This is a genomic window from Pseudomonas sp. P7779 (assembly GCF_013386315.1).
Taxonomy (GTDB): Bacteria; Pseudomonadota; Gammaproteobacteria; order Pseudomonadales; family Pseudomonadaceae; genus Aquipseudomonas.
Window position 1 is genome coordinate 26,438 of record NZ_JACARZ010000067.1, and the last position, 25,373, is coordinate 51,810.

At 61.7% G+C, this 25,373-nt stretch carries 25 protein-coding genes and 1 riboswitch; of the genes, 18 read left to right on the forward strand and 7 right to left on the reverse strand.

What is annotated here, in order from left to right:
- Nucleotides 1-4: 4 nt before the first annotated feature.
- The gene (locus tag HX869_RS19790) at nucleotides 5-430 is read right to left on the reverse strand and encodes a nuclear transport factor 2 family protein (protein WP_003210732.1); all 426 of its coding nucleotides are present in this window, start codon (nucleotides 428-430) and stop codon (nucleotides 5-7) included.
- The gene (gene speB, locus HX869_RS19795) at nucleotides 430-1,380 is read right to left on the reverse strand and encodes an agmatinase (RefSeq protein ID WP_003210733.1); all 951 of its coding nucleotides are present in this window, start codon (nucleotides 1,378-1,380) and stop codon (nucleotides 430-432) included. Before speB ends, HX869_RS19790 begins: the two co-directional genes overlap by 1 nt.
- A gap of 244 nt (nucleotides 1,381-1,624) precedes the next feature.
- On the opposite strand from speB, the gene HX869_RS19800 reads away from it, so the two are divergent.
- The 7 genes from HX869_RS19800 to HX869_RS19830 all read left to right on the forward strand — a co-directional run bounded on the left by HX869_RS19800 (nucleotide 1,625) and on the right by HX869_RS19830 (nucleotide 9,414).
- On the forward strand, nucleotides 1,625-2,518 hold the full coding sequence (locus HX869_RS19800) for a LysR family transcriptional regulator (RefSeq protein ID WP_003210734.1): 894 nt from the start codon (nucleotides 1,625-1,627) through the stop codon (nucleotides 2,516-2,518).
- A gap of 6 nt (nucleotides 2,519-2,524) precedes the next feature.
- Complete coding sequence (locus HX869_RS19805) at nucleotides 2,525-3,121, forward strand: tRNA-uridine aminocarboxypropyltransferase (protein ID WP_178903550.1); 597 nt, start codon at nucleotides 2,525-2,527, stop codon at nucleotides 3,119-3,121.
- 100 nt (nucleotides 3,122-3,221) lie between these two features.
- A complete protein-coding gene (gene cysM / locus HX869_RS19810; protein WP_003210736.1) occupies nucleotides 3,222-4,124 on the forward strand; it encodes a cysteine synthase CysM in 903 nt (300 codons plus the stop codon).
- Nucleotides 4,124-5,476 carry a 23S rRNA (uracil(1939)-C(5))-methyltransferase RlmD gene (gene rlmD / locus HX869_RS19815; protein WP_087694818.1) on the forward strand — a complete coding sequence of 451 codons (1,353 nt, stop codon included), beginning with the start codon at nucleotides 4,124-4,126 and terminating at the stop codon, nucleotides 5,474-5,476. Before cysM ends, rlmD begins: the two co-directional genes overlap by 1 nt.
- Nucleotides 5,477-5,612: 136 nt before the next feature.
- Nucleotides 5,613-7,856 (forward strand): GTP diphosphokinase, encoded by a 2,244-nt coding sequence (gene relA / locus HX869_RS19820; protein ID WP_003210738.1) that lies wholly within the window; start codon nucleotides 5,613-5,615, stop codon nucleotides 7,854-7,856.
- A gap of 153 nt (nucleotides 7,857-8,009) precedes the next feature.
- On the forward strand, nucleotides 8,010-8,843 hold the full coding sequence (gene mazG / locus HX869_RS19825) for a nucleoside triphosphate pyrophosphohydrolase (RefSeq protein WP_008438185.1): 834 nt from the start codon (nucleotides 8,010-8,012) through the stop codon (nucleotides 8,841-8,843).
- A 25-nt stretch (nucleotides 8,844-8,868) separates the two neighbouring features.
- Nucleotides 8,869-9,414, forward strand: coding sequence for a DUF2058 domain-containing protein (locus HX869_RS19830; protein ID WP_003210740.1), 546 nt, complete (start codon nucleotides 8,869-8,871; stop codon nucleotides 9,412-9,414).
- A gap of 224 nt (nucleotides 9,415-9,638) precedes the next feature.
- Here the strand turns inward: HX869_RS19830 and HX869_RS19835 are convergent, their stop codons facing one another.
- From HX869_RS19835 to purM, 4 genes are all read right to left on the reverse strand, one after another.
- Nucleotides 9,639-9,827, reverse strand: a complete 189-nt coding sequence (locus HX869_RS19835; protein ID WP_003210741.1) for a hypothetical protein — start codon at nucleotides 9,825-9,827, stop codon at nucleotides 9,639-9,641.
- Between the two features lie 253 nt (nucleotides 9,828-10,080).
- On the reverse strand, nucleotides 10,081-10,794 hold the full coding sequence (locus tag HX869_RS19840; RefSeq protein WP_003210742.1) for a DUF3108 domain-containing protein: 714 nt from the start codon (nucleotides 10,792-10,794) through the stop codon (nucleotides 10,081-10,083).
- 8 nt (nucleotides 10,795-10,802) lie between these two features.
- The gene (purN, locus tag HX869_RS19845; RefSeq protein ID WP_087694819.1) at nucleotides 10,803-11,453 is read right to left on the reverse strand and encodes a phosphoribosylglycinamide formyltransferase; all 651 of its coding nucleotides are present in this window, start codon (nucleotides 11,451-11,453) and stop codon (nucleotides 10,803-10,805) included.
- Complete coding sequence (gene purM / locus HX869_RS19850; protein WP_008438191.1) at nucleotides 11,453-12,511, reverse strand: phosphoribosylformylglycinamidine cyclo-ligase; 1,059 nt, start codon at nucleotides 12,509-12,511, stop codon at nucleotides 11,453-11,455. The genes purN and purM overlap by 1 nt, the downstream gene beginning before the upstream one ends.
- Before the next feature lie 359 nt (nucleotides 12,512-12,870).
- Here purM and HX869_RS19855 point away from each other — a divergent pair, with 359 nt between their 5' ends.
- From HX869_RS19855 to HX869_RS19875, 5 genes are all read left to right on the forward strand, one after another.
- Entirely contained in the window at nucleotides 12,871-13,911 is a 1,041-nt protein-coding gene (locus HX869_RS19855; protein ID WP_003210745.1) for a DUF2066 domain-containing protein, read from the forward strand.
- A gap of 53 nt (nucleotides 13,912-13,964) precedes the next feature.
- Nucleotides 13,965-15,038, forward strand: a complete 1,074-nt coding sequence (locus tag HX869_RS19860) for an AI-2E family transporter (protein WP_003210746.1) — start codon at nucleotides 13,965-13,967, stop codon at nucleotides 15,036-15,038.
- 217 nt (nucleotides 15,039-15,255) lie between these two features.
- Nucleotides 15,256-15,960, forward strand: a complete 705-nt coding sequence (gene hda, locus HX869_RS19865) for a DnaA regulatory inactivator Hda (RefSeq protein ID WP_003210747.1) — start codon at nucleotides 15,256-15,258, stop codon at nucleotides 15,958-15,960.
- 213 nt (nucleotides 15,961-16,173) lie between these two features.
- Nucleotides 16,174-16,803, forward strand: coding sequence for a C40 family peptidase (locus tag HX869_RS19870; RefSeq protein WP_003210748.1), 630 nt, complete (start codon nucleotides 16,174-16,176; stop codon nucleotides 16,801-16,803).
- 144 nt (nucleotides 16,804-16,947) lie between these two features.
- On the forward strand, nucleotides 16,948-17,490 hold the full coding sequence (locus HX869_RS19875) for a C40 family peptidase (RefSeq protein ID WP_003210749.1): 543 nt from the start codon (nucleotides 16,948-16,950) through the stop codon (nucleotides 17,488-17,490).
- Between the two features lie 133 nt (nucleotides 17,491-17,623).
- Here HX869_RS19875 and HX869_RS19880 read toward each other — a convergent pair whose 3' ends face one another.
- Nucleotides 17,624-18,937, reverse strand: a complete 1,314-nt coding sequence (locus HX869_RS19880) for a sorbosone dehydrogenase family protein (RefSeq protein ID WP_177122838.1) — start codon at nucleotides 18,935-18,937, stop codon at nucleotides 17,624-17,626.
- A gap of 99 nt (nucleotides 18,938-19,036) precedes the next feature.
- Nucleotides 19,037-19,274: riboswitch (cobalamin riboswitch) on the forward strand.
- A gap of 80 nt (nucleotides 19,275-19,354) precedes the next feature.
- Here HX869_RS19880 and cobO point away from each other — a divergent pair.
- From cobO to HX869_RS19910, 6 genes are read left to right on the forward strand one after another with little or no spacing between them, the layout of a single operon-like run.
- Entirely contained in the window at nucleotides 19,355-19,966 is a 612-nt protein-coding gene (gene cobO, locus HX869_RS19885) for a cob(I)yrinic acid a,c-diamide adenosyltransferase (protein ID WP_003210751.1), read from the forward strand.
- Nucleotides 19,963-21,354: a cobyrinate a,c-diamide synthase gene (locus tag HX869_RS19890; RefSeq protein ID WP_177050374.1), complete on the forward strand. Its 1,392-nt coding sequence runs from the start codon at nucleotides 19,963-19,965 to the stop codon at nucleotides 21,352-21,354. Before cobO ends, HX869_RS19890 begins: the two co-directional genes overlap by 4 nt.
- The gene (gene bluB, locus HX869_RS19895; RefSeq protein ID WP_003210753.1) at nucleotides 21,351-22,001 is read left to right on the forward strand and encodes a 5,6-dimethylbenzimidazole synthase; all 651 of its coding nucleotides are present in this window, start codon (nucleotides 21,351-21,353) and stop codon (nucleotides 21,999-22,001) included. Before HX869_RS19890 ends, bluB begins: the two co-directional genes overlap by 4 nt.
- Nucleotides 21,998-22,906, forward strand: a complete 909-nt coding sequence (cbiB, locus tag HX869_RS19900; RefSeq protein ID WP_087694822.1) for an adenosylcobinamide-phosphate synthase CbiB — start codon at nucleotides 21,998-22,000, stop codon at nucleotides 22,904-22,906. Before bluB ends, cbiB begins: the two co-directional genes overlap by 4 nt.
- Nucleotides 22,899-23,888, forward strand: coding sequence for a threonine-phosphate decarboxylase CobD (gene cobD / locus HX869_RS19905; protein WP_177050361.1), 990 nt, complete (start codon nucleotides 22,899-22,901; stop codon nucleotides 23,886-23,888). The genes cbiB and cobD overlap by 8 nt, the downstream gene beginning before the upstream one ends.
- The gene (locus tag HX869_RS19910) at nucleotides 23,885-25,336 is read left to right on the forward strand and encodes a cobyric acid synthase (RefSeq protein ID WP_178903551.1); all 1,452 of its coding nucleotides are present in this window, start codon (nucleotides 23,885-23,887) and stop codon (nucleotides 25,334-25,336) included. The genes cobD and HX869_RS19910 overlap by 4 nt, the downstream gene beginning before the upstream one ends.
- Nucleotides 25,337-25,373: the final 37 nt, after the last annotated feature.

Below are 25,373 nucleotides of genomic sequence, written 5' to 3' on the forward strand. Positions count from 1 at the left end.
TTGGCTAATGGGGCGGCAGCCCTTCCGGCATAGCGGACAAATGTTCGTGACAGGCCAGCCACAGGCCTTCTTTTTGTTGTGTGCGATCCCCTTGCCGCTTGAAGACAATGGTCTCGCGTTCCTGGCTAAAGAATTGCTCCCCGTTCATGCGCAGCTCGGTGGCCACGTCATGCACAAATACCGCGACGTCACCGTGCAGGCTGACGAAAGCGTTGCTTGAGGTGCAGGACAGCACCTCAAATCCCTCGTCCCGGCGCCAGCTGTCCCACAACACCTGGTAGGCATCGCGACTCAGCAGCGGCTGGGGGAGGGTGTAGAACACGAAGCTGGCGTCGGCACTGAACGCACCGAAGTAGGCGTCGCGATCATTGCGGGCGAAGGCCGACACCAGGTCGGCCGCGGCTTTTAATACCTCGGCCTGGGCGCTCATCAGCGGTGCGCCACGCCCGGCAATACGCAGAGCATTTCGTACAGCAGGTTGGCGCCCAGCAGCGAGGTGTTGCCGGTGGTGTCGTACGGCGGCGAAACTTCTACCAGGTCGCAACCAATCAGATCCAGGCCTTGGCAGCCGCGGATGATTTCAATCGCCTGGATCGTGGTCAAGCCACCGATTTCCGGGGTGCCGGTGCCGGGCGCCCATGCTGGGTCGATGCCGTCGATATCGAAGCTCAAGTACACCGGGCCACCGCCGACTTTCTCGCGCACTTCAGCCATCAGAGGCGCCAGGGAGTGATGCCAGCATTCTTCGGCCTGGACCACACGGAAGCCCTGTTTGCGGCTCCAGTTGAAGTCTTCGGCGGTGTAGCCCTGGGCGCGCAGGCCGATTTGCACCACGCGGTCGCAATCCAGCAAGCCTTCTTCCACCGCGCGGCGGAAGGTGGTGCCGTGGGCGATTTTCTCGCCGAACATGTGGTCGTTGACGTCGGCGTGGGCATCGATGTGCACCAGCCCGACCTTGCCGTGTTTCTTGTGGATCGCCCGCAGGATCGGCAGGGTGATGGTGTGGTCACCGCCCAGGGTCATCGGGATCACGTTGTGTTCGAGGATCTCGTCGTAGGCTTCTTCGATGATGCGCACGGCGTCCAGCAGGTTGAAGGTGTTGATCGCCACGTCGCCGATGTCGGCAACCGACAGCGAGTCAAACGGCGCGGCTCCGGTGGCCATGTTGTAAGGGCGGATCATCACCGATTCGGCGCGAATTTCCCGCGGCCCGAAACGGGTGCCGGCACGCAGGGAGGTGCCGATGTCCAGGGGCACGCCGACGAAGGCGGCATCCAGGCCCTTGGCCGATTGCAGATGGGGAAGACGCATCATGGTGGCGATGCCGGCGAAGCGCGGCATTTCGTTGCCGCCCAGTGGTTGGTGGAAAATCTTGTCCACGGGATTGCCTCATCGTTTTGTTTATTAGAAGCCGATTCTGCGAAATGCATGGGAAGGGAAGAATCGGCAGGGGCAAATACTTAGTTCAGATTTTTCTAAACTAATGCCTGAGGTAAACTCGGTTCAAATGTGGGAGCGGGCTTGCTCGCGAATACGGTGTGTCAGTCACGGAGGGTTCGATTGATCCACCGCATTCGCGAGCAAGCCCGCTCCCACAGGTTTTATGTTCGCCTCTGGAGAGCCCATGGCCAACGCCTTGCCCGACCTGAAACTCCTGCGCATCTTCGTCAGCGTCGTGCGGCACCAGGGTTTCGCCAATGCCCAGCACGAACTCAACCTGTCGACCTCGGCCATCAGCACTTACATGAGCCAGCTGGAAGCCGCGTTGGGCCTGGTGCTGTGCCATCGCGGGCGGGGCGGGTTCAGCCTCACCAGCAAGGGCGAGTTGTTCCATCAGGAAACCCTGCGCCTGCTGGGCGAGCTGGAAGGCTTCGAGCAATACGCCGCCGCGCTCAAAGGCGAACTGCGCGGCACCCTGAAACTCGGCGTACTCGACTCCACCGTCAGCGACAAGGCCTTGCCGTTTGCCGAAGTGATCGGCGCCTACAGTCAGGAACACCCGGCGGTGCATTTGCACCTGTCGGTGATGAGTCCTTACGAGTTGCAACTCGGCGTCCAGGATAATCGCCTGGACCTGGCCATCGGTGCGTTTTCCAACCGGATGAGCGGGCTGATCTATATGCCGCTGTACCGCGAACAGCACTGGCTGTATTGCAGCACCCGTCACCCATTGTTCAACGAGCGGCGCATTCCCGAACAAGTCATCACCCAGCAACGCATGGTCGGTCGTGGTTACTGGAGCCAGGCCGAACTGGCGCGTCACGGCTTCAAGCACAGCGCCGCCACGGTGGAAAGTATGGAGGCGCAATTGATCCTGGTGCTGTCCGGCGCCTATATCGGCTACCTCCCGGAGCACTACGCCCAGGCCTGGGCCGACAAAGGGGATTTGCGGGTACTGCTGCCGGCAACCTTTGGTTACCAGGCGCCGTTCTCGATGATCATGCGCCGGGGCCGCAGCCGCGAACCCCTGATCCAGACCTTCCGCGATTTACTCAAAGCCCAGCTCAACCAGGCCTGAAAACCCATGTCCAGACCCCAATGCTCCCGCTGCCTGCGGCCCACCACTCACTGCCTGTGCGCGCTGATTCCCCGGCTGGATAGCCGAACCCGGGTGTTGCTGTTGCAGCATCCGAGTGAGGTCAATCACGCCTTGAATACCGCGCGGTTGGCGGCGCTGGGCTTGGTGAATGCGCAGTTGGTGGTGGGGGAGGTGTTTGAGGATTTGCAGGCGTTGTTGAATCCGCCGGGTTATCAGGCGCGTCTGTTGTTTCCGGACGAAAATGCCCAACCCTTGCAGGCCTATACGCCATCCGACGAACCGTTGCTGTTGGTGGTGCCGGACGGTACCTGGCGCAAGGCGCGCAAGTTGCTGCACCTCAATCCTTTATTGGCGGCGCTGCCTCGGGTGACGCTGGCGGAAGGCGCCGTGTCCCGTTATCGGCTGCGCAAGGCACCGGGGCCCGGGGCGTTGTCGACGGTGGAGGCCATCGTGCAGGCGTTGCAGGTGCTTGAAGCGCCCACCTCATTTGAGACGCTGCTGAAACCGTTCGAGGCATTGATCGAAGGACAGATTGCCGCGATGGGCGATGAAGTGTTCCAGAGAAACCACGGCCCCGCCTGAGTTATTCCATTAAGCGATAAGCACCACACTTTGCGTGATATGGCCCGCCAGCCTTTCCCGGTATGATAGTCGCCCCCGCAGTCTGGATTGCGAATACGCCATGACCTTGCAGTACCCCACCATCGCCGATTGCGTCGGCAACACCCCGCTGGTCCGCTTGCAGCGCCTGCCGGGCAACACCAGCAATACCTTGTTGCTCAAGCTCGAAGGGAACAACCCGGCCGGCTCGGTCAAGGACCGCCCGGCGTTGTCGATGATCACCCGCGCCGAGTTGCGTGGGCAGATCAAGCCCGGCGACACCCTGATCGAAGCCACCTCCGGTAACACCGGGATTGCCCTGGCCATGGCCGCGGCGATCAAGGGCTACAAGATGGTCCTGATCATGCCCGACAACGGCAGCGCCGAGCGCAAGGCGGCGATGACCGCCTACGGCGCCGAGTTGATCCTGGTCACCCAGGAAGAAGGCATGGAAGGTGCCCGCGACCTCGCCGAGCGTATGGCTGCCGAAGGCCGTGGCCTGGTGCTGGACCAGTTCGCCAACGGCGACAACCCCGAGGCGCACTACACCACCACTGGCCCGGAAATCTGGCGCCAGACCCAGGGCACCATCACTCACTTCGTGAGTTCGATGGGCACCACCGGCACCATCATGGGCAATTCGCGCTACCTCAAGGAGCAGAATCCCGAGATCCAGATCGTCGGCCTGCAACCGATGGAAGGCGCAGCGATCCCGGGGATCCGTCGTTGGCCCGAAGAGTACTTGCCGAAGATCTACAACGCGGCTCGCGTCGATCGCATCATCGACATGGCCCAGCGTGAGGCCGAAGACACCACCCGCCGCCTGGCCCGTGAAGAAGGCATCTTCTGCGGCGTGTCGTCCGGTGGCGCCGTGGCCGGGATGTTGCGCTTGTCCCAGGAGTTGGAAAACGCGGTGATCGTCGCGATCATCTGTGACCGTGGCGACCGTTACCTGTCGACCGGCATTTTCGACGCGCCCAACTGATGGCCAAGCACGAGAGAGGCCTGCGCTTCCAACCGACGGGCGGTAGCCGGGCCCCACAGATTCCCGTAGGCAAGAAGCAGCGCCTGACCATCGAGCGCCTGGCCAACGACGGCCGTGGCATTGTGTTCTTTGAAGGCCGCACCTGGTTTGTCGTGGGTGCGCTGGCCGGTGAAGAGGTGGAAGCGCGGGTGTTGGGCGCCCACGGCAAAGTGGTCGAGGCGCGCACCGAGCGCGTATTTACCGCCAGCGAACTGCGCCGTCCGGCACCCTGTGTCCACGCCGGCCGTTGCGGCGGTTGCAGCCTGCAACACTTGCCCCATGACGAACAACTCGCCCTGAAACAGCGCATGCTCGCCGAGCAATTATCCCGTGTGGCCGGTGTCGAACCCCAGGAGTGGGCCGCGCCTTTGAGCGGGCCGGAATTCGGCTATCGTCGCCGCGCCCGCGTGGCCGTGCGCTGGGATGCCAAGGCGAAGAAACTTGAAGTCGGGTTTCGTGCCGTGGCCAGCCAGGACATCGTCGCCATCGACGATTGCCCGGTGCTGGTACAGGCCTTGCAACCGATCATGCAGCGTTTGCCCAACATGCTGCGGCGCTTGAGCAAGCCTCAGGCATTGGGGCATGTGGAATTATTCAGTGGTTCGTCGATTGCCGTGTTGTTGCGACACATGGCGCCCTTGTCCGAAGCGGACCTGACGATCCTGCAGGAATTTTGCACGTTCCATGAAGCCCAACTGTGGCTGCATGGCGAGGGCCAGCCGCAACCGGTCGAACCAGACCAGGCCTTGGGCTATCGTCTGGAACCGTGGGATTTGCAGTTGGCGTACCGCCCGGGAGACTTTGTGCAGGTCAACGCCGGGGTCAACCAGGCGATGGTCGCCCAGGCGCTGGATTGGCTGGCGCCGGAGCCCGACGAGCGGGTGCTGGATTTGTTTTGTGGCTTGGGCAACTTCGCCTTGCCGCTGGCCCGCCAAGTGCGGGAAGTGGTGGCGGTGGAAGGCGTGCAGGCCATGGTGGACCGGGCGGCACAGAATGCCGTCAGCAATAATTTGCATAATGTTCAGTTTTTTCAGGCCGATTTGTCCCAGCCTTTGACCGACGCGGAATGGGCCAAACAGGGCTTTTCTGCGGTACTCTTGGACCCACCCCGCGATGGTGCCCTGGAGGTTGTGCGCAAGCTCGCTACCCTGGGGGCTGATCGCCTGGTGTATGTGTCCTGCAATCCGGCAACGCTGGCGCGGGACACGGTCGAGTTGGTCAAGCAAGGCTACCGGCTAAAACGTGCCGGGATCCTCGACATGTTTCCCCAGACGGCCCATGTCGAGGCCATGGCGTTATTTGAAGCGGGCTAGGATGCCCGTTTAATCCGACTGGCCTGCATCTCCTGGGCCTGTGACCTGCCAGGGAGCGTGCACAAGCTTTTTTTGTAAAGCAGGTCAGCGATGATTTTGACGCACTAAAAGGTGCGTCGTAGGGAAGGTAAGCAAGATGGTACAGGTGAGAGCACACCAGCCGATCAACACCGACGGCAGTATCAATCTCGAGGCATGGCTGGATCATGCCATCAGTGTCGACCCGGCACTGGACCGTGAAGCCTTGAAAGCAGCCTGCGAGTTCGCTCGTGAGTCTGAACAGCAAGACAATGCGGCGAAGAACCTGTGGGCCGAAGGCACTTCAAGCTTTCGCACCGGGTTGGAAATCGCCGAGATCCTCGCCGATCTCAAGCTCGATCAGGATTCGCTGATCGCGGCGGTGCTGTATCGCGGCGTGCGTGAAGGGCATATTCAACTGCCCACCGTCAGCCAGCGTTTCGGCACCGTGGTGGCCAAGCTGATCGACGGCGTGCTGCGCATGGCGGCGATCAGTGCCAGCCTCAGCCCGCGCCAGTCGATGGTGCTGGGCACCCAGGGCCAGGTGGAAAACCTGCGCAAGATGCTGGTGGCGATGGTCGACGACGTGCGCGTCGCCTTGATCAAGCTGGCCGAGCGTACCTGCGCGATTCGGGCGGTGAAAACCGCCGACGACGAAAAGCGCAACCGCGTCGCCCGCGAGGTGTTCGACATCTACGCGCCGCTCGCCCACCGCCTGGGCATCGGCCATATCAAGTGGGAACTGGAGGACTTGTCCTTCCGTTACCTCGAACCCGATCAATACAAACAGATTGCCACGCTGCTCCATGAGCGGCGGCTGGACCGTGAGCGCTTTATCGCCGACGTGATGAGCCAGTTACGCACGGAATTGCAGGCCACCGGCGTTGAAGCCGACATCAGCGGCCGGGCCAAACACATCTATTCCATCTGGCGCAAAATGCAGCGCAAGGGCCTGGCCTTCAGCCAGATCTACGACGTGCGCGCCGTGCGTGTGCTGGTGCCGGAAATGCGCGACTGCTACACCGCGCTGGGTATCGTGCACACGCTGTGGCGGCACATCCCCAAGGAATTCGACGACTACATCGCCAATCCCAAGGAAAACGGTTACCGCTCATTGCACACGGCAGTGATCGGCCCCGAGGGCAAGGTGCTGGAAGTACAGATCCGCACCCACGCGATGCACGAAGAGGCGGAGCTGGGCGTATGCGCTCACTGGCGCTACAAGGGCACCGACGTCAAGGCCGGGTCGAACCAGTACGAAGAGAAAATCTCCTGGTTGCGCCAGGTGCTGGAGTGGCACGAAGAGCTGGGCGACATCGGCGGTTTGGCCGACCAGCTGCGGGTAGATATCGAACCTGACCGGGTCTACATCTTCACCCCCGACGGCCACGCGATCGACCTGCCCAAGGGCGCCACACCGCTGGATTTTGCGTACCGGGTGCACACCGAGATCGGCCACAACTGCCGTGGCGCCAAGATCAACGGGCGCATCGTGCCGCTCAACTACAGCCTGCAGACCGGTGAACAGGTCGAGATCATTACCAGCAAGCACGGTACGCCGAGCCGCGACTGGCTGAACCCGAACCTGGGCTACATCACCACGTCCAGGGCGCGGGCGAAGATCGTCCATTGGTTCAAGTTGCAGGCGCGCGACCAGAACGTCGCCGCCGGCAAGACCTTGCTCGAGCGCGAATTGGCACGCCTGGGCCTGCCGCAGGTGGACTTCGACAAGCTGGCCGAAAAGGCCAACATGAAGATCGCCGAAGACATGTTCGCCGCCCTCGGTGCCGGCGATCTGCGCCTGGCGCAGTTGGTCAACCTGGCCCAGCAACTGGTTGAGCCGGAGCGGGGCAGCGAGCAGCTGGAACTGATTCCACGCAAGGCCACCGGCTACAAGCCGGGCAAGCGCGGCGATATCCAGATCCAGGGCGTCGGCAACCTGATGACGCAAATGGCCGGCTGCTGCCAGCCATTGCCGGGCGACGCCATCGTCGGTTACATCACTCAGGGCCGCGGGGTGAGCATTCACCGCCAGGACTGTGCCTCGGTGTTGCAACTGGGCGGGCGCGAGCCGGAGCGGATCATCCAGGTCAGTTGGGGCCCGGTGCCGGTGTTGACCTATCCGGTGGACATCATCATTCGTGCCTACGACCGTTCCGGGCTGCTGCGTGATGTGTCGCAGGTGCTGCTCAATGAGCGGATCAACGTGCTGGCGGTCAACACCCGCTCGAACAAAGAGGACAACACGGCGCTGATGTCCCTGACCATCGAGATTCCGGGGCTGGACGCGTTGGGTCGGTTGCTGGGGCGTATTTCCCAGTTGCCGAACATTATTGAGACCCGGCGTAATCGCACGCCATGAGTAGCTGGACGAGCGCGGACTGAAATGTGGGAGCGGGCTTGCTCGCGAAGGCGATGTGTCTGTCAAATATCAGGCAACTGACACGACGCCTTCGCGAGCAAGCCCGCTCCCACATTTGATCCTCAGCGTTCCCACTTCTGCGGAAAGAGACTGATGTATTCACTTGAAGACCTGTTGCACCTGATGAACCGCCTGCGCGACCCGCAATACGGTTGCCCGTGGGACATCAAGCAAACCTACGCCACCATCGTCCCCCACACCCTGGAAGAAGCCTACGAAGTCGCCGATGCGATCGAGCGCGGGGATTTTGATCACCTGCAAGGTGAGCTGGGCGACCTGTTGTTCCAGGTGGTGTATTACAGCCAGCTGGCGCGGGAAGAAGGGCGCTTCGAATTCGCCGGGGTGATCGACAGCATTACCCGCAAGTTGATTCGCCGTCACCCGCATGTGTTTCCCACGGGAGACTTGTACGCGCCGCTGGATATTCCGCAGCTGAGCGAAGAGCAGGTCAAGCAGCGTTGGGAAGAAATAAAGGCCGAGGAGCGTGCGGAAAAGTCCGACGTCCCACAGCAGTTATCCCTGCTGGATGATGTGCCCACAGCCTTGCCGGCGCTTTCCCGCGCCGCCAAATTGCAAAAGCGTGCCGGGCAGGTGGGTTTCGACTGGCCGGCCGCGTTGCCCGTGGTGGATAACGTGCGCGAAGAGCTGGATGAAGTGCTCGAAGCCATGGCCGATAACGACCCGGCAGCCATCGCCGATGAAGTAGGTGACCTGCTGTTTGCGGCGGTCAACCTGGCCCGTCACCTCCAGGTCGACCCGGAAGCAGCCTTGCGTTTAGCCAACGCTAAATTCGAACGACGTTTCCGATTTATCGAACAGGCATTGCGCGAGACCCACCGTCCCATAGAAGATTGCACCCTCGAAGAGTTGGACGCCCTGTGGGGCGAAGCCAAACGCCAGGAAAAGAATCTGTCCAGCTGCGGCTGAGCCGTTGCCCAAGTGAGTAAGCACCATGAGCATTTCCCTTCGCGACCAGTTGCTCAAAGCAGGCCTGGTCAACCAAAAGCAGGCCAAGCAGGTCGGCAAAGAGAAACAGAAACAGCAGCGCCTGGTGCATAAAGGCCAGGCCGAAGCGGACGACAGCCAGGCGCGCCTGGCCATCCAGGCGCATGCCGAAAAGGTCAAGCGCGACCAGGAGCTGAACCGTCAGCAGCAGGAAAAAGCCGAGGCCAAGGCCCGCGTTGCGCAGGTCAAGCAATTGATCGAAACCTCGCGCCTGCCCAAGCTGACCACCGAGGACTACTACAACTTCGTGGATGACAAGAAGGTCAAGCGCCTGTCGGTCAACACGCTGATGCGTAACAAGCTGAGCAACGGCTCCCTGGCGATCGTGCATCACGGTGGCGGTTACGAGGTGATCCCGCGCGAAGCCGCGCTGAAGATCCAGGAGCGGGCGCCAGAGCGCATCGTCCAGATGAACGTCCTGACCGAAAGCCAGGTGCCGGATGAGGATGATCCGTACGCCGCCTACCAGATCCCTGATGACCTGATGTGGTAATGCGTTAGAAACTCCATTGTGGCAAGGGAGCTTATTGTGGTGAGTGAGCTTGTTGTGGCGAGGCAGCTCGCTGTGGCGAGGGAGCTTGCTCCCGCTGGGGCGCGAAGCGCCCCCAAAATCCCAAACCCAAACCCAAATAAACACAAACCCCGCTCAAAAGGCGGGGTTTGTGTTTATAGACACTCCAGCTGCGTGGGGCTGGTTATCTACAGGATTTCAGAGTTTCAGGAGCTTTGCGCCTGGCGTTTCATCTCAAGGGTCTCGAGCTCGTTTTTATAATTATGAGCTTCGGCCTCGTCGTGAAACATGCCGACCAGCAGGTCTTGCTGGTGTACATCCCAGATGTGAATCCCGTGGGCTACTGCTTCATGGGACATATGTTCATCGTCGCGTTCAGTTACTTTTACAGTCATCTGCTTGCTCCAATCTCTGGTTGATCTGCGGCAAGGCGTCGCAGGCCTTTGTTATATGATTTGTTAGCTTGCTAAGTAAATAACCAGGAATTGCAACACACCTTTACAGAAACTGGAGTAATCCCGCGAGCCCACGGAAACCGCGACATTGCGTCGCAGGGCGCTGAGTTTTATGACAAAAGTTTCATGTTGGCGTCAGGCGACAGGCGAAAAAAAGCCCCGCGTACGCGAGGCTCTTTCATTGCGCAGAGGATCAGCTGCCTTTGACAGCCTTGCCGTCAACGGTACCGTCTTGCAGCATGATGTTGTATTCCTTGCCGTCAGTCTCGACCTGGCGCAGGGCAACCAGGATGCCGCCCCAGTCCTTGGCAAACCACATTTGGGTAATGCGCTTGCTTTGAGTCGGGTCACGCACGCGCTCGACCTTGATCGCATCGATGGAGCCGGCTTTGGTCTGGACCTTTTCCGGGCCGATCACGCGGAAGTCGTAGGTATCGACATCAGTGCCTTCGACGACGTTGTAGCTCATGCTTTTCTTGCCGGCTGCCACATCGCGCTGCAATGCCAACTGGTAGGTCGACTTGTCGAGCATGCCGCTTTGAAGGGCCACGTTGACCGGGTCCTTGTTTTCAAAGCCGGTGACTTTCTTGGCCGTCTGATCGAAGTCGAGGTTGATCTTCTTCGTCTTGCCCAGGCCACCGCGTTCGAAGGTGTAGCTCACCGGTTGCAGGGCGTCTTTGTCGAAGCGGATCACGCTGGTTTCAGTCAGGCTGGCGATCATCATGGAAGCCTTGAAATTCAAGGTCCAGCTGCCGTTGTCATTCTTGGTCAGGCTGCGTTCTGCCGAACCACTCATGGGCAACTGTTTCCAGTCGGCGGTGTAGCTGGCGGAGAAAGGGTGAAGGTCTGCCGCTTGCACGGCAGGCAAGGCGAACAGCGCAAAAGCGAAGAGCAGGGCGCGACGCATAAAGTCTCCTAGGTTCGAATCAAGTGGCCGCTGGCCGCAAGTAACTGACCGTCCAATAATGCACCGTGGTCGCCAAGAATCAACCGTCCCTCAGCGAACCAGCGAACAGCCAGCGGGTAAATCCTGTGTTCCTGGGCGTGAACCCGTTGCGCAAGCGTCTGCGCAGAGTCCGCAGACTCTACCGGAACTACTGCCTGTACGACCAGAGGCCCGCCATCGAGTTCCTCGGTGACAAAGTGCACGCTGCAGCCGTGCTCGGTGTCGCCGGCCTCCAGGGCACGCTGGTGGGTGTGTAACCCTTTGTATTTTGGCAGCAGGGACGGGTGGATATTCAGCAGACGCCCGTTGTAGTGACGCACGAAGTCAGCGCTGAGAATGCGCATGAAGCCGGCCAGTACCACGAGTTTGGGGTTGAAGGCGTCGATCAGTTCGATCAAGGCGCTGTCGAAGGCCTCGCGGCCTTCGAAAGCCTTGTGATCCAGGGAGCGGGTGTCGATACCTGCGTCCCTGGCGCGTTGCAGGCCGTAGGCGTCGCTGCGGTTGGAAATCACCGCAGCGATGCGCACCGGGCTGTCGCCGGCGCGCGTGCTGTCGATCAGGGCCTGCAAGTTACTGCCGGTGCCGGAGAGCAGCACCACGACATCACAGGTTGCAGGCATCAGTGCGCCTTAAGGTTCTTCAGTTCAACCTGAGCCGCGCCTTCAGGGGCGGTAGCGATCTGGCCGATGACCCAAGGCTGTTCGCCGGCTTCACGCAATACGTTCAGCGCGCTTTCAACGTGCTCTTGAGCCACGCAGATGACCATGCCCACGCCGCAGTTCAGCACGCGGTGCATCTCGGTTTCGTTGACGTTGCCTTTCTCTTGCAGCCAGTCGAAGACTGCCGGGCGCTGCCAGCTGGCCACGTCGACAATCGCCTGGGCGCCTTTAGGCAGTACGCGCGGGATGTTGTCCAGCAGGCCGCCACCGGTGATGTGGGCCATGGCCTTGACCGCGCCGGTGTCCTTGATCAGCTTGAGCAACGGCTTCACGTAGATGCGGGTCGGGGCCATCAGCAGGTCGGTCAAGGGCTTGCCGTCGAGCTGGATGGTTTCGATGTCGGCGCCGGACACTTCGATGATCTTGCGGATCAGCGAGTAGCCGTTGGAGTGCGGGCCGGACGATGGCAGGGCCAGCAGGGCGTCACCGGCAGCCACCTTGGAACCGTCGATGATTTCGGATTTTTCGACAACACCGACGCAGAAACCGGCCAGGTCGTAGTCTTCGCCTTCGTACATGCCTGGCATTTCAGCGGTTTCGCCGCCGACCAGGGAGCAGCCGGACAGTTCGCAGCCAGCGCCAATGCCGGTGACCACCTGGGTAGCGGTCTCGACGTTGAGCTTGCCGGTGGCGTAGTAGTCAAGGAAGAACAGCGGCTCGGCGCCGCACACCACCAGGTCGTTCACGCACATGGCAACCAGGTCGATGCCGATGCTGTCGTGCTTGTTCAGGTTCAGTGCCAGGCGCAGCTTGGTGCCTACACCGTCGGTGCCGGAGACCAATACAGGCTGCTTGTAGCCGGCCGGGATCTCGCAGAGGGCGCCAAAACCGCCCAGGCCGCCCATGACTTCGGGGCGCGCAGTGCGCTTGGCGACGCTCTTGATGCGTTCGACCAATGCTTCACCGGCGTCGATGTCTACACCGGCGTCCTTGTAGCTCAGGGAGGGTTGCTTGCTCATGATCCAGGCCTTTAGGGGGGATTCAGGGGTAACGACCGAATGCGGCGGGTGTACCGAAACCTGAAGTTTCAGCACGGCCTGCCATTGACGGTCTGCGAAGGCGCGCGATTTTATCAGGCTTGAGGGGCAGCGGCCATCCTCGGGCCGACGGGCAGGGGCAATAGCTGTTAAAAAAATCGCTAATCGAGTCGGTCACAGGCCCTATTAAGGTATAGCCTTTAACTCGCTATCGTTATGACAGTACAAAAACTTGCCGAGACCCTGTGAATGTTTTGCCGGTCGCTGTGGTCACAGCCTTGCTCAACAGTGTTCACGCGGTCTGTTCCAACCGCTTATTTGCCGTTCGGGAATCTTCTTTCATGGGTCTGAGTAAATATTTTTTTGTGGGCTGCTTGTCGTTGGTCAGCCTGGCGAGTCATGCCGAAACCCTCAATGGTCTCTATCAAGTGCTGGAGCCGGTCAGCAGTCAGTCTCCCCAGGAGCGCGACCAGGCGACCCAGCGTGCCCTGCAAACCCTGGTGATCCGCCTGACCGGCGACGCCAAGGCCGCCGATGGCCCGGGCCTGGCGGCGATCCGCAAAGACCCGCAACAAATCATCAGTCAGTATGGCTACGACGCCGGCCCGCCGGAAAGCCTGCAGGTGGATTTCGACCCGGTCAGCACCGACCGCGCGTTGCGTGGCGCGGGCCTGGCGCTGTGGGGCAGCAATCGGCCATCGATCCTCGGTTGGTGGCTGAACGACTCCGTGGAAGGCAGCAGCCTGGTCGGTGATGGCCAGGCCGTCGCCCAGCCGCTGCGCCGCGCGGCCCAGCACCGTGGTTTGCCGCTGCGTCTGCCATTGGGTGACCTGGACGAACAGATCGTCGCCACCGCCCCGAATCTTGAAAGCCCTGACGCCACACCGCTGCGCGCCGCGTCCGAGCGTTATGGTGCCGATGCCTTGCTGGCGGTGCATGCTCGCGAAGACGGCGGCCAATGGTCGGCCAAATGGCGCCTGTGGCTGGGGGATAAAAGCGAGCAGGGCACCGCCACCGGCACTGATACTGCCGCATTGGCTGACGCCGTGCTGCTGGCCGTCAGCGAACGCCTGGCACCACGCTTTGCGGTCAAGGCGGGCGCTGCCACCAGTGATCAGTTGCTGGAAGTGCAGGGCATGAATCTCGAGCATTACGCCGCCCTCGGCCATCTGCTGGAACCGTTCGGTGCCCAGCCAGTGCGCGTGGACGGCACTCGCATCGTTTATCGGGTGAATGGCAGCGCCGAGCAGCTGCGCACCCAGTTGAGCCTGGCCAAGTTGCAGGAAATCCCGGCAGGTGAAGCTCCGGCTCCGCAGCCGGTGGTAGAAGGCGCGCAACCGGCACCGGTCGAGCCGACGCCGCAGCTACGTTTTCATTGGTAAGTGTTCTTCCTTCTTATATAGAAGCAGGAAGCAAATAACAGAGGGAGTGGTTTATGGCGGATACGCGTCGTTGGGTGTGGCTTGGCGGGATTGTCCTGCTGTGCGTTTTTGTGTTCCTGCTGCATTCGATCCTGACGCCGTTCCTGGTCGCGTTACTGCTGGCCTACCTGTTCGATCCGGTGGTGGATCGCCTGGAAAAGATCGGCCTGTCACGTACCTGGGGCGTGGTGGCGGTGTTTGCGTTGTTCACCTTGATCATCACGGCGCTGGTCCTGGTGCTGGTGCCGATGTTGGCCAAGCAGTTGTTCAAGCTCTATGAGCTGGCGCCGCAGATGCTCGACTGGCTGCAACACACGGCCATGCCGTGGGCGCAGGCCAAGCTGGGGTTGGCAGACGGCTTCTGGAAGTTCGACAAGGTCAAGGCGGCCATCAGCGAGCACATGGGCCAGACCACCGACATTGTCGGCGTGGTGCTGAGCCAGGCGACGGCGTCGAGCCTGGCGCTGATTGGCTGGCTGACCAACCTGGTGCTGATCCCGGTCGTGGCGTTCTACCTGCTGCGGGACTGGGACATCATGATGGCCAAGATCCGCGGCCTGCTGCCGCGCGACCGTGAGGAGCGCATTGTCTCCCTGGCCGAGGAGTGTCATGAGGTGCTCGGCGCCTTCGTCCGTGGCCAGTTGCTGGTGATGCTGGCGCTGGGGATCATCTACGCGGCGGGGTTGATGGCGATCGGCCTGGAACTGGGGCTGTTGATCGGCCTGATCGCCGGCCTGGCAGCCATCGTGCCTTATATGGGCTTCGTGATTGGTATCGGTGCGGCGCTGGTGGCCGGGTTGTTCCAGTTCCACGGCGACCTGTACCCGATGCTCGGGATCGTCGCGGTGTTCATGGTCGGCCAGGCCCTGGAAGGCATGGTGCTGACGCCGTTGCTGGTGGGCGACCGGATCGGCCTGCATCCGGTGGCGGTGATCTTTGCGATCCTGGCGGGCGGCGAGCTGTTCGGCTTTACCGGCATCCTGCTGGCGCTGCCGGTGGCGGCGGTGATCATGGTGCTGGTGCGCCATGTGCACGACTTGTACAAGGACTCGGACATGTACGCCGGAACCGACGAACCGGAGTTATAACCGCAGCATCACAAACCCGGCTCAAGGCCGGGTTTGTCATTTATCGGCTCTGGCGTTTCGCCATTGCGTCAAACATTCCTCACCAAATCCAACAAGTTAACGCAAACCTTTGATTTTGCTTGTGGTCTGCTGCATTGTGCGCCCGGCGTCACGGGTATAAACTTTGCAAACTTTACACAGAGGTCACTAACGGTTCGATTGGAACCGTTCAGTCAGCATGAAACCGATTCAGCTGCCCCTAGGTGTGCGTCTGCGTGACGACGCCACCTTTATCAATTACTACCCAGGCGCCAATGCCGCTGCACTCGGCTATGTCGAGCGGCTCTGCGAAGCCGACGCCGGGTGGACCGAAAGCTTGATCTACCTCTGGGGCAAGCACGGCGTGGGGCGTACCCACTTGTTACAGGCCGCTTGCCTGCGCTTCGAACAGATGGGTGAACCGGCGGTGTACCTGCCGCTGGCGGAGCTGCTGGACCGCGGTATCGAGATCCTCGACAACCTTGAACAATACGAACTGGTCTGCCTGGACGATTTGCAGGCAGTGGCGGGGCGGGCAGATTGGGAAGAGGCACTGTTCCATCTGTTCAACCGCTTGCGTGACAGCGGCCGGCGCTTGTTGATTGCCGCCTCCACCTCGCCACGTGAGCTGCCGGTGAAGCTGGCGGACTTGAAGTCGCGGCTGACCCTGGCGCTGATTTTCCAGATGCGCCCGTTGTCCGACGAAGACAAACTGCGGGCCCTGCAACTGCGTGCTTCGCGCCGCGGGTTGCACCTGACCGATGAAGTCGGGCATTTTATTCTCACCCGCGGTACACGCAGCATGAGCGCACTGTTCGACTTGCTCGAACAGCTCGACCAGGCTTCCTTGCAAGCCCAGCGCAAGCTGACTATTCCCTTCCTCAAAGAAACCCTGGGCTGGTAGCCAGCCCTTTAAAACCGGGGCTTTCGGCAAATTACAGGCGCCAGAAAACTTGCGTTTGGGCCGTTTTGGCCACGCAAATGGCTGGCATAGGGTGTTAAGGGCTTAGATGTCATAGTCCAAACAAGAAGTCACATAGATCACGATTGAATTTGCAAATCGATGTGATAGAAGGCATAGTCTCGGCTTCTTTACACATCAGCCACGGTCGTGCCCATGCTAAATCGCTTCGCACCCCTCGTGCCTCTCGCACTCGTTACCCTGTTGTTTGGTTGCGCCACCCACACTCAAAACGTGGCTGAGCAGCAAAAACCAGTACAGCAGTCCCAGGCAAAATTCGTTGCGTCGCAGTCTTCCACTGTTTATCAGGAAGAGATCGCAACTGAAAAAGAACTCGCCGACTTCGCCGGCGCCAAGCCTTACCAGCTTCCCGTTCTGGCCGACAGCATTCTCGAACGCGGCATGTCCCTGATCGGTACCCGTTACCGTTTCGGCGGTACCTCTGAAGCCGGTTTCGACTGCAGCGGTTTCATCGGCTACCTGTTCCGCGAAGAAGCCGGCATGAACCTGCCGCGTTCCACCCGCGAAATGATCAACGTGGATGCACCGTTGGTCGCGCGGAACAACCTCAAGCCCGGTGATCTGCTTTTCTTTAGTACGGCTGGCCGTGGTCGTGTCAGCCACGCCGGTATCTACCTGGGCGACAACCAGTTTATCCACTCCAGCAGCCGCCGCAGCGGTGGTGTGCGAGTCGACAACCTGGGTGACAGCTACTGGAGCAAAACCTTCATCGAAGCCAAGCGCGCCCTGGCGATGGCCCCGACTACCGTTACCGCCAGCAAGTAAAGTTAAAGTGATACTTGAAGTTTGACGTGTAAGCGCTAGAATCCCTGGACATTGTTGTAAATTGATCGCGCGAGCTTTGCTTGCGCGTTCTGTTTTTCAACGTTCGGCAGCGAAAGCCGCATCCAGATCAGGATTGTTCTGCCCATGTCGACCTCGGCCCGCCTAATTCTTCTCGTTTGCGCCGCGCTGCTCAGCGCCTGCGCAAGCCGTCCACCGCCTGCTCCCGTGGCCGTCAAGCCCAAGCCGGTGTTCAACACCTATGCCACCCAAAGTTTCTCGCCTGCGGCCGAAGACGTGCTTTTTCGTGCACTGGGCCTGGTCGGCACGCCTTATCGTTGGGGCGGCAACACGCCGGACTCGGGGTTTGATTGCAGTGGCTTGATCGGTTTCGTCTACCGTGACGCGGCGGGCATCTCCTTGCCACGTACCACTCGCGAGCTGATCGTGATGCGCGCCCAGGACGTGAGCGAAAACAACCTGCAGACCGGTGACCTGATCTTCTTCGCCACGGGTGGCGGCTCGCAGGTCAGCCACGCCGGGATCTACGTGGGAGAAGGGCGCTTTGTGCATGCGCCGCAAACCGGCGGTACGGTGAAGCTGGACACGCTGTCCAAAGCCTACTGGCAAAACGCCTACCTGAGCGCCAAGCGTGTGTTGCCAGCCGAGCACCTGGCACGAAACCCCTAGGAAAACACGAAACCAAATGTGGGAGCGGGCTTGCTCGCGAATGCGGTGGATCAGTCGATAACAAGCTGACTGACACACTGCATTCGCGAGCAAGCCCGCTCCCACATTTGTTTTGCGGTGTTTGCGAAGCTGGCTATTTAGCCGCCGACACTCGCCACACCTTGTTCCCCACGTCATCCGCCACCAGCAAATCCCCCTGCTTGTCGATCACCACGCCGACCGGGCGGCCCATGGCTTTCTCATCGCTATTGAGGAACCCGGTCAGCACATCCACCGGCTGGCCTTTGGGTTTGCCGCCTTCAAACGGCACGAAGATCACCTTGTAGCCACTGTGGGGCTTGCGGTTCCAAGAACCATGCTGGCCGATAAACGCGCCATTGCTGAATTGCGCCGGTAGCTTGCTGCCGTCGGCAAAGGTCAGTCCCAAGGAGGCTGTGTGCGGGCCCACCGCGTAGTCCGGGGCAATCGCCTTGGCTACCAGTTCCGGGTTCTGCGGACTCACCCGCACATCCACGTGCTGGCCGTAATAACTGAAGGGCCAGCCATAGAACGCGCCATCCTTGACCGAGGTGATGTAGTCCGGCACCAGGTCGCTGCCGATTTCATCGCGCTCATTGACCGCCGTCCACAGCTTGCCGCTTTGCGGTTCCCAAGCCATGCCGTTGGGGTTGCGCAGGCCGGAGGCGAAGATGCGGTGCTGGCCGGTAGCACGGTCCACTTCCCAGATCGCGGCGCGGCCTTGTTCGGCTTCCAGGCCGTTTTCCGCGACGTTGCTGTTGGAGCCCACGCTGACGTACAACTTGCTGCCGTCCTGGCTGGCGACCACGTTCTTGGTCCAGTGATGGTTGATGCTGCCGCCCGGCAAGTCGGTCACCGTGGTGCCGGCTTCCTTGATCGAGGTTTCGCCTGGCTGATAGGGGAAGCGCAGCAGCTTGTCCGAATCGGCCACATACAGGTCGCTGCCCACCAGTGTCATGCCGAACGGCGAGTTCAGGTTCTCCAGGAACACCGTGCGGGTTTCGGCTATGCCGTCGTGGTCGGCGTCCCGCAGCAGGGTGATGCGGTTGGGGCTCGGCACGGCGGCCCCGGCGCGGCCCATGACTTTCTCCATCACCCAGCCACGAATACCCTTGGAATCGTCCGGTTTGGGCGGCGCATTGGTTTCTGCCACCAGCACATCGCCATTGGGCAGCACATACAGCCAGCGCGGATGGTCCAGGCCTTCGGCAAACGCCGCTACTTGAGTGCCTGCCGCCGCCGTTGGCTTGGTGCCTTCGGGCCAGCCGATGGCCGGGGCGATATTCACCGTGGGGATCAGGGTTTTATTCGGTTCCGGCAGTTTGGGCGAGGGCCCGGTGCCGTCGGACACTTGCAGGGTAGAGCTTTCGCCGCAGGCGGCGAGGGTGCCGGCGAGCATGATCAGTAGGGCAAGTCGGGTCTTGTGCATGGTTTTCTCCTTAATACCTGTAGCGGTAGAGGCACGCAGCGGCCCGATGGTTCACGCGCATGTCCGGCTTTAATTGACGCTCCACCCCCAACCCACTAACCTTCGCGGCTTGTTTCAGGTGCTCTGTGGCGTACGCGCCGACTGAGTGAAACAGGGAAGCCGGTGAGTGAGCGCATTTTTCTACAGTGCTGCCACGATCCCGGCGCTGCCCCCGCAACGGTAAATGAGTCAAGACGGTGCCTTAAGCCACTGTATCGCCCGCGATATGGGAAGGCGCACCTTCGGCATCCAATGCCACTCATGAGCCCGGAGACCGGCCTGATCCATCCAACAGCATCACGGTGGGCGATGCTTGGCTGTCTGTATGTGTCTTTTTTCCTGCCCGCCGTTTTTGTCCAGCCCCAACGGAGAGCTGCCATGACTGAATCCCCCGATCGTGACGAACGCCACCTGGCGCGCATGCTGCGCAAAAAAGCCGTGATTGACGAGCGCATTGCCAATTCACCGAACGAGTGCGGGTTGCTGCTGGTGCTTACCGGCAATGGCAAAGGCAAGAGCAGCTCGGCCTTTGGCATGCTCGCCCGGGCCATGGGCCACGGCATGCAGTGTGGCGTGGTGCAGTTCATCAAGGGCCGCAACAGCACTGGCGAAGAACTGTTCTTCCGCCGTTTCCCCGAGCAGGTGCGCTTCCACGTGATGGGCGAAGGTTTTACCTGGGAAACCCAGGACCGTGCCCGCGACATCGTGGCCGCCGAAGCCGCCTGGGCGGTCTCCCGGGAAATGCTGCAGAACCCGGCCATCGGCCTGGTGGTGCTGGATGAACTGAACATCGCCCTCAAGCACGGCTACCTCGACCTGGACCAGGTACTCAGCGACCTGCAGGCCCGCCCGCCGATGCAACACGTGCTGGTCACCGGCCGTGGCGCGAAACCCGAATTGATCGAAATGGCCGACACCGTGACTGAAATGGGCATGCTCAAGCATGCGTTCCAGGCGGGTATCAAGGCGCAGAAAGGCATCGAACTTTGAATCAGCCCCGTCACTGTCCTGCTGTGCTGATCGCCGCACCGGCGTCCGGCCAGGGCAAAACCACCGTCACCGCCGCGCTCGCCCGTTTGCACCGCAACCTGGGGCGCAAGGTGCGAGTGTTCAAATGCGGCCCGGACTTTCTCGACCCGATGATCCACGAGCGCGCCAGTGGTGCGCCGGTCTATCAATTGGACATGTGGATGGTCGGCGAGCAGGAAAGTCGCCGATTGCTGTGGGAAGCGGCGGGGGAAGCCGACCTGATCCTGATCGAAGGCGTGATGGGCCTGTTCGACGGCACGCCGTCCAGCGCCGACCTGGCGCGGCATTTTGGCGTGCCGGTACTGGCGGTCATCGATGGCACGGCCATGGCCCAGACCTTCGGTGCCCTGGCATTGGGCCTGGCGCGTTACCAGCCGGACCTGCCGTTTGCCGGCGTGCTGGCCAACCGCGTCGGCACGCTGCGCCATGCGCAACTGCTTGAAGGCAGCCTGACCGAAGGCCTGCGCTGGTACGGCGCACTGTCCCGGGAAACCGGGATCGAATTGCCCAGCCGCCACCTTGGCCTGGTGCAGGCCAGCGAATTGAACGACCTCGACCTGCGCCTCGACGCCGCCGCCCAGGCCCTGGGCAGCAGCTGTGAGGTAGCGCTGCCACCGCCGGTGGAATTCGCTGCGCCCGAGGTGATCGAGGCCCAACCGTTGCTGGCCGGCGTGCGCATCGCCGTGGCCCGCGACGAAGCCTTCGCGTTTACCTACGGCGCCAGCCTCGATCTGTTGCGAGCGATGGGCGCCGAGCTGCGCTTCTTTTCGCCGATTCGTGACCGTGCATTGCCCGAAGCTGACAGCCTCTACCTGCCCGGCGGTTATCCGGAATTGCATCACCAGGCGCTGTCGGAAAATACCGCGATGCTCGACGCCATCCGCGCCCACCACGCTGCTGGCAAGCCACTGCTGGCCGAATGCGGCGGCATGCTCTATCTGCTGGACTCGCTCACTGATGTCGACGGCACCCGTGCCGAACTGGTCGGCCTGCTCCAGGGCGACGCCGTGATGCAAAAGCGTCTGGCGGCACTGGCCCTGCAAAACGTCGAACTGCCCGAAGGCCTCTTGCGCGGTCACACCTACCATCACTCGCTGACCAGCACCGAGTGGCAGCCGATTGCCCGGGGCCTGAGCCCGAATGGCGGGCGCGGTGCCGAGGCGGTTTATCGTCAGGGCCGGATGACGGCTTCCTACGTGCACTTTTACTTCCCGTCCAACCCGATGGCGGTGGCTGCCTTGTTTGCGCCAAGCCTTGAGACCGCCATCGCAGGCAAGCCCGCTCCCACAGTTGACCGAGTTGAAACGCAATCTACTGTGGGAGCGGGCTTGCCCGCGATGAGGCCATGACTGACAACGCCTTTCCGGAAGCCGACCGCGAAGCCGTCTACCGCGCTATCGCCGAACGCCGCGACATGCGGCACTTCAGCGGTGGCAGCGTGGCGCCGCAATTGCTCCATCGCCTGCTGCAAGCCGCGCACCAGGCGCCGAGCGTCGGCTTGATGCAGCCCTGGCGTTTTATCCGCATCAGCGACCGCAACCTGCGCGGCCAGATCCAGCAGCTAGTGGAAGAAGAACGCGTACGCACCGCCGAGGCTCTCGGCGAGCGCTCCGACCAGTTCATGAAGCTCAAGGTCGAAGGCATCAACGACTGCGCCGAAGTGCTGGTGGCTGCCTTGATGGACGACCGCGAGCGGCATATCTTCGGGCGCCGCACCTTGCCGGAAATGGACATGGCATCGTTGTCCTGCGCGATTCAGAATCTATGGCTGGCGGCTCGTGTCGAAGGGCTGGGCATGGGCTGGGTCTCGCTGTTCGAGCCCCAGGCCCTGGCCGATCTGCTGGGCCTGCCGCCCGGTGCCAAGCCGTTGGCCGTGTTGTGCCTGGGCCCGGTGGCCGAGTTCTACCCGGCACCGATGTTGCAGCTCGAAGGCTGGACCGAACCACGGCCGCTGAGTGACATGTTGTACGAGAATGTTTGGGGAGTGAGTCAATGAGTGTGGCCTTGCTGAGTGTCGCTGCCGTGGCGCTGGATGCGCTGCTGGGCGAGCCCAGGCGCTGGCATCCGCTGGTGGCGTTCGGCAATTTTGCCGGGCGCATCGAGCAGCGTTTCAACTCCGGTGGCCGTGGCTGGCGCAGCCATGGCGTTACCGCCTGGGTGATCGCGGTGGTGCCGCTGACCCTGCTGGCCACGGCGCTGTCGTGGGCGCCCTACATCGGCTGGGTCCTGGAAATCCTCGCATTGTATTGCGCCCTCGGCATGCGTAGCCTCGGCGAGCACGTGCTGCCGGTGGCGCAAGCGTTACGCAGTGATGATCTGGACGAGGCCCGCAAGCGTGTCAGCTATCTGGTGAGCCGCCAGACCAGCGAGCTGGATCGCACCGAAGTCGCCCGTGCAGCCACCGAATCGGTGCTGGAAAACGGCAGCGACGCGGTATTTGCCGCCTTGTTCTGGTTTGTGGTCGCTGGCGTGCCCGGCGTGGTGCTCTATCGCCTGAGCAACACCCTGGATGCCATGTGGGGCTATCGCAATGAACGCTTTGAGCGTTTCGGCTGGGCCGCAGCAAAGATCGATGACGTGCTCAACTACATTCCGGCGCGCCTGGTGGCGTTGACCTACGCGCTGCTGGGCAAAACCCGCCTGGCTCTCAAATGCTGGCGCACCCAGGGCCCGACCTGGGACAGCCCCAACGCCGGCCCGGTGATGGCTGCGGGTGCCGGTGCCCTTGGCGTGGAGTTGGGCGGTGCAGCGATTTATCACGGTGAGCTGCACCAGCGCCCGCCACTGGGCGAAGGCCCGCCGGCGGATGCGGATTCCATCGAGCGTGGCTGGCAACTGGTGCAACGCGGCGTGTGGCTGTGGTTGCTGATCCTGTGTGTGGGGGCTGAGTTTTATGCTTGAGCACGGTGGCCGCTTGCGCAAGGCGGCGATGCAGTACGGCATTCCAGAAGCAGAATGGCTGGACCTGTCCAGCGGCCTGGCGCCATGGCCGTTTCCGATTCCGGAAATCCCGCTGCGGGCCTGGGCGCGCCTGCCTGAAAACGACGACGGCCTGGAGCAGGCTGCCTGTGAATATTACGGCACGCCCCATGTATTGCCGGTGGCCGGCTCCCAGGCCGCGATCCAGTTATTGCCGCGCCTGCGCCGGGCCGGCAAGGTCGGTGTGCTGTCGCCGTGTTACGCCGAACACGCTGAAGCCTGGCGTCGCGCCGGCTACATCGTGCGCGAAGTGCTGGAGCAGGAAGTCGACTTCTTCCTCGACAGCCTTGACGTGCTGGTGGTGGTCAACCCCAACAACCCCACCGGCCTTAGCCTGACGCCGCAACGCCTGCTGGACTGGCATGCTCGCCTGGCCCAACGCGGCGGCTGGCTGGTGGTGGATGAAGCCTTCATGGACATCACCCCGCAACTGAGCCTGGCGGGCCAGGCCCATCAAGTCGGCCTGATCGTGCTGCGCTCGTTCGGCAAATTCTTCGGCCTGGCCGGAGTGCGGCTGGGGTTCGTGCTGGCCGAGCGCAAGCTGCTCAAGCTGCTCGCCGAACAGGTGGGGCCGTGGGCCGTCAGCGGGCCGACGCGGGTGCTTGGGCAAGTATGCCTGCGCGATACGGCCGGCCATGCGCAACAGCGGCTGCGTTGCGAATCGGCCAGCCAGCGCCTGTTTGATGTGCTTGAACGCCACGACTTGCGGCCCCAGGGCGGCTGCGCGTTGTTCCAGTGGATGATCACGGACCGGGCTGAGCAGCTGCATGAATTCATGGCCCAGCGCGGCATTCTGCTGCGCTTGTTTGTCGACAACAGCAGCCTGCGTTTCGGCCTGCCGGATACCGAGGCCGACTGGTTGCGGCTGGAACAGGCACTGAAGGCCTACAAGGAAGCCTCATGAGTACCTTGATGGTGCAGGGCACCACCTCTGACGCCGGCAAAAGCACGCTGGTGACCGCACTCTGCCGCTGGCTGGTGCGCCAGGGCATCCCGGTGGTGCCCTTCAAGCCGCAGAACATGGCGCTCAACAGCGCCGTGACTGCCGAAGGCGGCGAGATCGGCCGGGCCCAGGCGGTGCAGGCCCAGGCCGCGAACCTGGCGCCCCATACCGACATGAACCCGGTATTGCTCAAGCCCAACAGTGACACGGGCTCCCAGGTGATTATCCATGGGCGCGCCGTGACCACCATGAATGCCGTGGCTTATCACGATTACAAAGCCATCGCGATGCAAGCGGTGCTGGCCTCTCATGCGCGGTTGAGTGCGGCTTACCCGGTGGTGATGGTCGAGGGTGCGGGTTCGCCGGCCGAGATCAATCTGCGGGCGAACGACATTGCCAACATGGGCTTTGCCGAAGCGGTGGACTGCCCGGTGCTGCTGATTGCCGACATCAATCGCGGCGGGGTGTTTGCGCACCTTGTGGGCACTCTGGAATTGTTGTCACCCACCGAACAGGCGCGGGTCAAAGGCTTCATCATCAATCGCTTTCGCGGCGATATCGCGCTATTGCAGCCGGGGCTGGATTGGCTGGAAGCGCGCACGGGCAAGCCGGTGGTGGGGGTGTTGCCGTATGTGATGGATCTGCATCTGGAGGCTGAGGACGGTATCGACCAGCGCCAGATCGACAAGGCGGCGCAAGTGCTCAAGGTGGTGGTGCCGGTATTGCCGCGGATCAGTAATCACACGGATTTTGATCCGTTGCGGTTGCATCCGCAGGTGGATTTGCAGTTTGTGGGGCCGGGGCAGGCGATTCCTGCGGCGGACCTGATTATTTTGCCGGGCTCGAAGAGTGTGCGCAGTGATTTGGCGTATTTGCGGGCCAACGGGTGGGATACGGCGGTGGCGCGGCACCTGCGTTATGGCGGGAAGGTGCTGGGGATTTGTGGTGGGTTGCAGATGCTCGGCGAGCAGGTGCACGACCCGCTGGGGTTGGAAGGGCCTTGTGGTTCTAGCGCTGGGCTGGGGTTGTTGGCGTTCAGTACGACCCTGGAGGAGGAGAAGCAGCTGCGTAACGTGCGGGGGCGGTTGTTGCTGGAGGAGGCCGAGGTGAGTGGGTATGAGATCCACGCGGGTGTAACCAGTGGCGCTGGCTTGGTGCGGGCTGCGGTGCAGTTGGACGATGGGCGCCTGGATGGGGCTCAGAGTGAGGATGGGCAGATCCTTGGGACCTATTTGCATGGATTGTTTGAGGCTCCGGCGGCCTGTAGTGCTTTGTTGCGTTGGGCCGGGTTGGAAGATGTGCAAGAGGTGGATTATCACGGGTTGCGGGAGCGGGATATTGAGCGGTTGGCGGATCTGGTAGAGCGGCATTTGGATACTGGGTTACTGCGTTCGTTGTGTGGGGTTTGAGTTGTTTGTAATGGACCGTGTACATATCCGTTGCTGC